6 protein-coding genes are annotated in these 7,139 nt (G+C 44.6%); 5 read left to right on the top strand and 1 reads right to left on the bottom strand.

All coding sequences use genetic code 11. The annotated features are described in order from the left end of the window. Positions 1 to 147 precede the first annotated feature (147 nt). From G462_RS0116215 to G462_RS0116195, 5 genes are all read left to right on the top strand, one after another. Positions 148 to 1,461 carry a hypothetical protein gene (locus tag G462_RS0116215; protein WP_157378653.1) on the top strand — a complete coding sequence of 438 codons (1,314 nt, stop codon included), beginning with the start codon at positions 148 to 150 and terminating at the stop codon, positions 1,459 to 1,461. Next, on the top strand, positions 1,454 to 3,757 hold the full coding sequence (locus G462_RS0116210; RefSeq protein WP_026959925.1) for a hypothetical protein: 2,304 nt from the start codon (positions 1,454 to 1,456) through the stop codon (positions 3,755 to 3,757). Before G462_RS0116215 ends, G462_RS0116210 begins: the two co-directional genes overlap by 8 nt. A 3-nt stretch (positions 3,758 to 3,760) precedes the next feature. Beyond that, the gene (locus G462_RS23080; protein ID WP_051326804.1) at positions 3,761 to 4,162 is read left to right on the top strand and encodes a hypothetical protein; all 402 of its coding nucleotides are present in this window, start codon (positions 3,761 to 3,763) and stop codon (positions 4,160 to 4,162) included. A gap of 388 nt (positions 4,163 to 4,550) precedes the next feature. Beyond that, positions 4,551 to 5,123, top strand: a complete 573-nt coding sequence (locus G462_RS0116200; protein WP_026959924.1) for a hypothetical protein — start codon at positions 4,551 to 4,553, stop codon at positions 5,121 to 5,123. Between the two features lie 528 nt (positions 5,124 to 5,651). Next, positions 5,652 to 6,353, top strand: a complete 702-nt coding sequence (locus G462_RS0116195) for a toll/interleukin-1 receptor domain-containing protein (protein ID WP_026959923.1) — start codon at positions 5,652 to 5,654, stop codon at positions 6,351 to 6,353. 484 nt (positions 6,354 to 6,837) lie between these two features. Here G462_RS0116195 and G462_RS0116190 read toward each other — a convergent pair whose 3' ends face one another. After that, positions 6,838 to 7,044 carry a helix-turn-helix domain-containing protein gene (locus G462_RS0116190; RefSeq protein WP_026959922.1) on the bottom strand — a complete coding sequence of 69 codons (207 nt, stop codon included), beginning with the start codon at positions 7,042 to 7,044 and terminating at the stop codon, positions 6,838 to 6,840. Between the last annotated feature and the right edge of the window lie 95 nt (positions 7,045 to 7,139).

Here is a 7,139-nt window from a genome sequence, read left to right as displayed (position 1 = left end):
TATTACAGTCAGCTCAGGCCGCATCAATATAACGGCGGGCTGACACCCAATGAGTCAGAGCGAAGGTACTGGCTTGAATACAAAACCGTGGCCAATTTAACTTGACCACTACAAACCAAAGGTATAGGCACAAAGCGAGTGCTAAAAATGTTTATACACCACCTTTACCGCACCAACGTTAAACGTTGGGAAAGTGTGTATCAATGGAGTCGCACAGCAAAAGTCGTTCGGGGCAAATCTAATCCCTCTGACCCAGAGCGGGGGTGTTTAAGTGATACCGAGAGTTATGACTTTGAACTAAAGTTTAATCGTCAAATGAGCCATTTTATAAAAAATGGTTTTGGCCCTGACAACCCTCGTCCAGACCGCTTACATATGGTGGGACATTTGACATCATTTTGCTATCTAGTCGCAGCTCGCTTTATGCAAGTGCTTGTTCGCAGGCCAGCCAATCTCATCCAACTTAAGTGGAGTGATGTCATTCCTGTGGGAGCTACTTATATGAACAAGGAATACGACATCAAACTCAAGTACGAATTCAGTGACGAAAGCGAACTACAAGTAAGAATATGGAAAGCAAAACAAAAAAATCTATTTAGACAAGCGCCAGAGCGGGAACCACTACTTCTTAACAGTAGAGCCTCCTATGAAGTAATGCTGTATAAGCAAGAGTATATTAGGCGCCTGAATCTAAGACTTAACTCTCTTGATATCAACCTAACGAACAGGGAGATGCTAGAACTGATATCTCAATGCCCATTATTCTTCGACAGTCAGCTATTCGCCACAAAGTTTGCTAGCAAGGAACAGTTGTTCGACTCTATTGGCTTAGAGAGTCAGGCTTTTCACCTTCAACCTGAAAATTTCAGAAGCGCGATAGCCGGTATGGTTAAGAAGTTGAACATAAAAAGTGAGAGAGCTCCTTCCGGGACACTGAAAGTTGGTAACAACAGGATACGCCACACTGTTGGAACAAGGGCAGCACGCTCCGGTTTATCAAAAATTCAAATTGCCAAACTGATGGGCAATACTCCCAGAGCCGCACAGGTTTATATAGATCTAAGCAATGAGCAAAGAGCGTCAATCGATGAAAAGTTTGCAGGTAATACGTTCTTAATCAGCGCTTTCTCGACAAGTATCACTGAACTATTGAGCTCACCAGACTATGTCATCGAAGATGAATATGGTTGCCAAGCTGGGCAAGCGAAGTCACAACACGGTTGCAGCCAGTGTACAGAGAGTCGCCCTATCGGATGTTATGGCTGCGATAACTTTCTAGCACTGTTGACAGGTAATCACCGCAGCATCCTAGAGCAAGCAAAGACCAAGCTAGAGCTTCGGGAGCAACTTGGCGAGCCCACGTTGGCTCTAGGACGGCTTAGCATGCAAATCCAATATATTGAAGCCACGATAGGGGCGTGCGACGCAATATTGGAGCAAAAGGGGAAATTGAATGCTTAATAAGTATAGAAAGGCATTGGAAGCTTACATTGCCGAGCTACAGCAGTACCCATTAGCCGGTATAACTAACTTCGAAGGTAAGCCTGCATCGTGGGATGACTGGGCATGGGTCTATCACCGCCTCGACGGTGTAAAACTCAATTTCCACTTTGTAGATCCAAACCGAGTCACTCACCCGAGACTTGGAGCACAACACAGATACTGCAGTGATGACTTACTACCGCCTATTTCCCGCCATACCGTAATGGCATTCGTACTGGACCACCTTGGGGAGCGCAGTGATTTAGGTACATCGTCTTTTATAGGTAGGCAGCTTTGTGCTCGGCATTTCTTTGCTTACTTTGGAGAAAAAATCACAACACTTACGCAACAGGAGGTGAACGATTTTGTGGACTCCAGAGTAGCTAAGCCCTATATGGTCTCATTCAAACCCGTTCTTGAGTGGTGTCGAGAGAGAAAATTCATTCGAACCACTATCCTCACACCACAGATTAGCGACGTAGACCGAGGACAGGGCCATTCAGTTGAACTGGCATTAAAAAGGCAAAAAAGAAAGATGCCTGACGAACGAGCTCTGCGAGCTCTTGCTGCTATTTTTAACCATGTATCTCCAGATATTAGCTCGCTCGAGAATATAGAGTTATATAGCCCACAACGAAATGCGTTTATTGTTTGCATGACAACACTAGCAATGAGCGCTCCTAATCGCATGGCAGCGGAGCAACTAACGCTGGTAAATCAGAAGCTTAAATCGAGAATAGCTACACGCATCGAGAAAGGAAAAGAGATTACTCAACCCATATACTGGTTAGACTGGCGCGGCTCCAAGGGTTATAAAAACAACGATAACCACATTTTGGCGGCAATGTCAGACCCAGTGAATACGGCGATAGAGTGGCTACGATTTGCATGTGAACCCGCTAGAGTATTATGCAGATTCTATGAGAATCCCAATCGCCCTCTCAGCGCACTCTTAGGAACCTATCGCTCTGATAAACTGGCTGAGTATCCTCAAGACAAACCCGTTAACTTATTTCAACTAGGTTATATCCTAGGCTTCTATGATAAAGGAGAGGGGCGAATTAGGCTATGGCCTAACGCTGAGTCAGTTAAGCATCGTTCACATGAAAAATACTTCAAACATGTCAGTAAGCTTTGCGATTCAGACATATTAAGATTCAATGGTAGTAGCTTAGAGCAGCTAATTGGTGTATCGACAAGTTCAGCCCAAACATTATACGAAATCGTGGGGAAACACCCCAACGTGGCGACTTTCCAGAAGAACTGGATCGCTCATATTAAACGTTCTGTGCCAACTTTCCCGAATCGCATCATAGGTACGCAATCTGTATCATTGTCTAACGCTCTTTTTAATTTCACTGGGCGCCAAGTAAGTTCGTGTAGAGAAAAAGGGGGGTATAAACTTGCCAATAGTTACTATGCCATAGAGACACTAAAGCTTAACCAGCTGCTACAACGAAAACTCTCCGGTACTACAAACGAGCAGACCATATTTGAGGACTTCGGCTTTAGTTCAGGCATCCGGATTAACCCCCATCAGTTTCGCCATTGGCTAAACACCAAAGCTCAAGAAAGTGGTTTATCGGATGAAGTGATAGCCTTGTGGAGCGGCAGAACCTCTGTTCAACAGAATGCAGTCTACGACCACACTCCGGATTCAGACCGAATAGCTCGGATAGCTGAACTGAGTAGCCCGCAAAACAAAGCCCCAAAAGAGATTCGAGTAGTTACCAAAGAAGAGTACCAACATGCTACAAACAAGGCAGCGAGCATAACTGCAACCGGGATCTGTACGCAGCAGCTGACTGTTAACCCTTGTACCTACCTAAATGACTTTGTAACTCAGTGCGCACTTTGTAGCTCTAGTATCCATGTAAATCGAGACTCAAAAGCCATCGACATTCTTTCTAAAGACCTCAGCGTCCAAAAAATCCGTCTGAAACAAGCGCGATGCAGCAAGCGATTGCGCACTAGCATATCATTACAGAATTGGTTCATAACTCATCACAAAAACACCACACTACTCGAACAGTTGTTAGAGCTGATGAATAGACAGGACATCAAGAAAGGCTCTCCTATTCGTTTTGTTAGTCAAAATGCTGTATTTCGTGTAACTGACATCGAAAATCGACGTGTTAAAGAGATCAAAGCCATTTTGCCGGACTCTCGCACAGAGCTAAGCAGGCTGCTCGATTCCGATGCTGAGCTAGAACCTAGTTCTGAGAACGGTGAGCTTACAGCCCTGCTTAGCTCTTTTGGCCTCACTCAGGAGTAACCTATGGCCGCACTTTCTCTCAGTTCAAAACAACAGCGAGCAATTGAGGTTTTGATTCGAAGATGGCGAACTAGGTTAACCTGGGCTCTTTTGGTTAATGCCGTAAAGGAAGAGCTTGGCATCAACACCACGCGTCAAACTCTTTGCACCTACACAGCGATAAAAAACGAATATGACTTAAAGAAGAACGAACTTCGAGGAGTCACTGCTGAGCTGGCAAGGCAATTTACCAGAGCAGATGTTAACCTAGTTGCTAAAATCGAGCGCCTTGAAGCTGAGAATGCTGTTCTTCACCGCCAAAATAATGAACAGTTAAGGATGATCGAGAGGATCCTGGCAAATGCAGCAGGGATACCCAATCTAGACTTGAATGAGTTAGTCAGGCCTAGGCCAGAAGAGAGATAGCCGAATAGAGTAACTTTACTTATCGTGAGTTCTTGTCTAATAAAGATCGAATCAAGCCGAGTACGGTATAACACTGCAAATTATGCAATACAGACTGTCCATTGATGCGCCGAGCCATTTTGAGCATTCTTAGCGCCCCCTTGCGACTGTTAGTGCTAACGCGGAACTGCCCCATTCCTAGTTAGAGAGCCCGCAAAACCACTCGCTATAAACCCAGTGATTGCCGTTTCCATGTATTCACATGAGTGTTCCATGTTTTGCACAGACAGCTGAAGTGCTGGATTTGCTAACTGTCTGATTGAAGGTCACTATTGTCGATGTTAACTTTAGAGTCATTAGTGGATAAATTGAATAAAATGTTAGCGGTCTAGGCGAGAAAGGATTACAAATGGAGCATTTTATAAAAATGTTGGAGATACTTGCTTGGCCAATTGTAGCGTCGATTGGCATGTTTCTATTTCAGAAGGATCTAGGAAGTGTTTTACGACGTCTTACGAAAGTCGAAACATCCGCAGCGAAGATGATGTTCAACGAAGAAATAAAAGAAGTAGAAAGCTCTATTTCCGCCAACCAAGTCCACTCGTCAGAGGAAAGTGGAGGTTGGCTATCAGAAATGAGAACGATTGCGAAACTGAATCCTCGTGCAGCTATTATTGAAGCTTGGACATCAATTGAAATTGCTTGTGTTGAAATTGGTATGGTTCAAGGTACTACCATGATGCGTTTTAGCCCTAAAGCACTCGAAGAGTTTCTTTACGAAATTCCCGAATTCAATAATGACATGATTAAACGAGTTATGGATCTGAGACGCTTGAGGAATCGAGTCACCCATGGAAGGGATGCTGATTTTGATTTCATTGATGCGGAAAAGTACATTGAACTGGCAGACAAAACAGTCAGTGCTATAAATGCCGCTAACAAGTCAAAGCAGCCGGACGCACTGACGCGCGCCGCTGTTTGAAGCGTTAGCTTACAGGCAGAAGTTGGGAGTTCATAGGGGCAAGTAAGCTACTAGAGCAGTAGCTTACGAATACTATGGTTCTTACTTTTTAGATGACTTGCTAGGTTTTAGTCCGGGAGTATTTCCGGGAGTGTTTTTATTATCACGTCTACGTTGGTCTGGTTTACCCGTTGATTTAGCAATTGGTTTTGGACCCGGCTTCAAAGCCATAATGATAATCCCCACTTGTATGAGAGCAAATCGCTCATATGTGAATATATCCACCACTGTTCATTAAAACAGTGATCTGCGATCTATTTCCACATTTTAATTATTGTTATTGTTGACCCATAACCATATTGCCAAGGTAGCGTGTGCGCACGTCGTAGGTTTGTAAGCTAACAAGCTGCTTAAAAGTGACAACTAACCTAGGGCATTTTTGGTTCCGTTGGCCTCAGTGTTTACGTTGCTTTGCTTGGGTTTAGTGGTCAGTTAACTGCACCATAACAAGGCGTTGAACTCTTCATTCAAATTGGGAGGTAAGGAAATATGGCAAAATGTACAGCACCTTCAAGAGGTCACCGTTCTGCTGCAGCGGCAGCAAATTGTCCTGCATGCGGCGGGCGATATGGTCGCTATGGCGGTGGTTATAGCTCTTACTTAACTCCACCTTACTCCACTTCTCAAACTAGCGGGGGTATTAGGAGTAGCGGAGGGGGATCTAGCCGGAGTTCAAAGCCACGCTGGTCTAAAACTGGCTCATCTCTATCGTATACACCTTCCGAGATAAAATCTCTCACACCAATTCGAGAAACAGTTGAAGCACGAGCAGTCCAGCAGCCTGATCTTCGTGATGTATTTCTATGTCACGCTTGGGGGGATCGCAAAGATGCGGCTAAAGAGTTACATGATTTACTTGAAGACGCCGGTGTCAAAGTTTGGTTCAGTGAAAAAGATCTCGGATTAGGTGTGCCGATGATGCGTGCAATAGATAAGGGGTTGGCTAATTCTCGAATTGGACTTGTATTAGTTACGCCTGCAATGTTGGAGCGCCTCCCGCAAGAGAGTGTGGCTGACAAAGAGCTTTCAACTTTGCTGGCAGGTAATCAACTTATTCCTATCGTACACAACACTACATATGAAGCACTGCGAAATGTCAGCCCAATGCTAGCTTCCAGAACTGGGCTGGATACTTCAGAGGACACAATGGCAGTTGTAGCAGAAAAAATAGCCGAGTTAGTAGAGGTCTAATTCTGTGACCATAAATTCTAACAAGTTTGCTCAGTTGACGTTTTGGTCTACTGTTCGTTTTGGCGTGGCTTCGCCACCTTACACCAAAACTACGCTACAACCAAAACGCAACTGGCAAAGGCGTTAATCCAACTTTCCTAACTCAATTCTGTCCAGAAACGCGTTTCGGTATTTAGTGTGATTAAGCCACACTACCTCGGCTAGGCATGCCTGGTCGCGCACCAGCCAATGCATCTGAACTCATCTAAATACAGTAACACTTCGGATAGTCAGCTTGGAAAAAATAGCTAATTATCAGGCTTTAGTAACGATTACCCCATAAACTCATTCCACACCCCTTTTATCGCGTAATAAGGGATTATGTTAAGTCACTTTCCTGGCCATCAGAGACCTCGTAATCAGCCCATAAAGTACTAAAAATACAGTGTTTAGAGTAATAATAGATAGAAAGCTGAGAAATGAGCATTTGGATACGTCGGGTTGACTAGGGGAGCAACGTTTTGGGGTCGCAGCCAATCACTTCGGACAGTTTGTAGAGCACGTCAATCGTCACGTTAACTTCTCCTCGCTCGATACGACCTACGTAACTACGGTCAACGTCGGCCAAGTTAGCTAAGCCTTCTTGTGACACCTGCGCTGCCATGCGTTTTTCTCGGAGTCTGAGTCCGATCTGCTTGGCTAAATCACTCATTCTTACCCTCAAAATGATAAGAACTATGTGAAGTTGCCGCCCGTCAAACAACGGATTATAATCCGCATCCCTTCGAGACACCTCGAAATGAGACT

The sequence above is a fragment of the Aliagarivorans taiwanensis DSM 22990 genome, from assembly GCF_000429505.1.
In the GTDB taxonomy this organism is placed as follows: domain Bacteria; phylum Pseudomonadota; class Gammaproteobacteria; order Enterobacterales; family Celerinatantimonadaceae; genus Aliagarivorans; species Aliagarivorans taiwanensis.
Note: the sequence above shows the minus strand (reverse complement) of the source record. Positions and strands in the feature narration are given on the sequence as shown.

What these genes read in the sequence shown, in the direction of transcription:
- G462_RS0116215 (WP_157378653.1), top strand. Translation starts at nt 148, where the DNA reads ATGTTTATACACCACCTTTACCGCACCAACGTTAAACGTTGGGAAAGT.
- G462_RS0116210 (WP_026959925.1), top strand. Translation starts at nt 1,454, where the DNA reads ATGCTTAATAAGTATAGAAAGGCATTGGAAGCTTACATTGCCGAGCTA.
- G462_RS23080 (WP_051326804.1), top strand. Translation starts at nt 3,761, where the DNA reads ATGGCCGCACTTTCTCTCAGTTCAAAACAACAGCGAGCAATTGAGGTT.
- G462_RS0116200 (WP_026959924.1), top strand. Translation starts at nt 4,551, where the DNA reads ATGGAGCATTTTATAAAAATGTTGGAGATACTTGCTTGGCCAATTGTA.
- G462_RS0116195 (WP_026959923.1), top strand. Translation starts at nt 5,652, where the DNA reads ATGGCAAAATGTACAGCACCTTCAAGAGGTCACCGTTCTGCTGCAGCG.
- G462_RS0116190 (WP_026959922.1), bottom strand. Translation starts at nt 7,044, where the DNA reads ATGAGTGATTTAGCCAAGCAGATCGGACTCAGACTCCGAGAAAAACGC.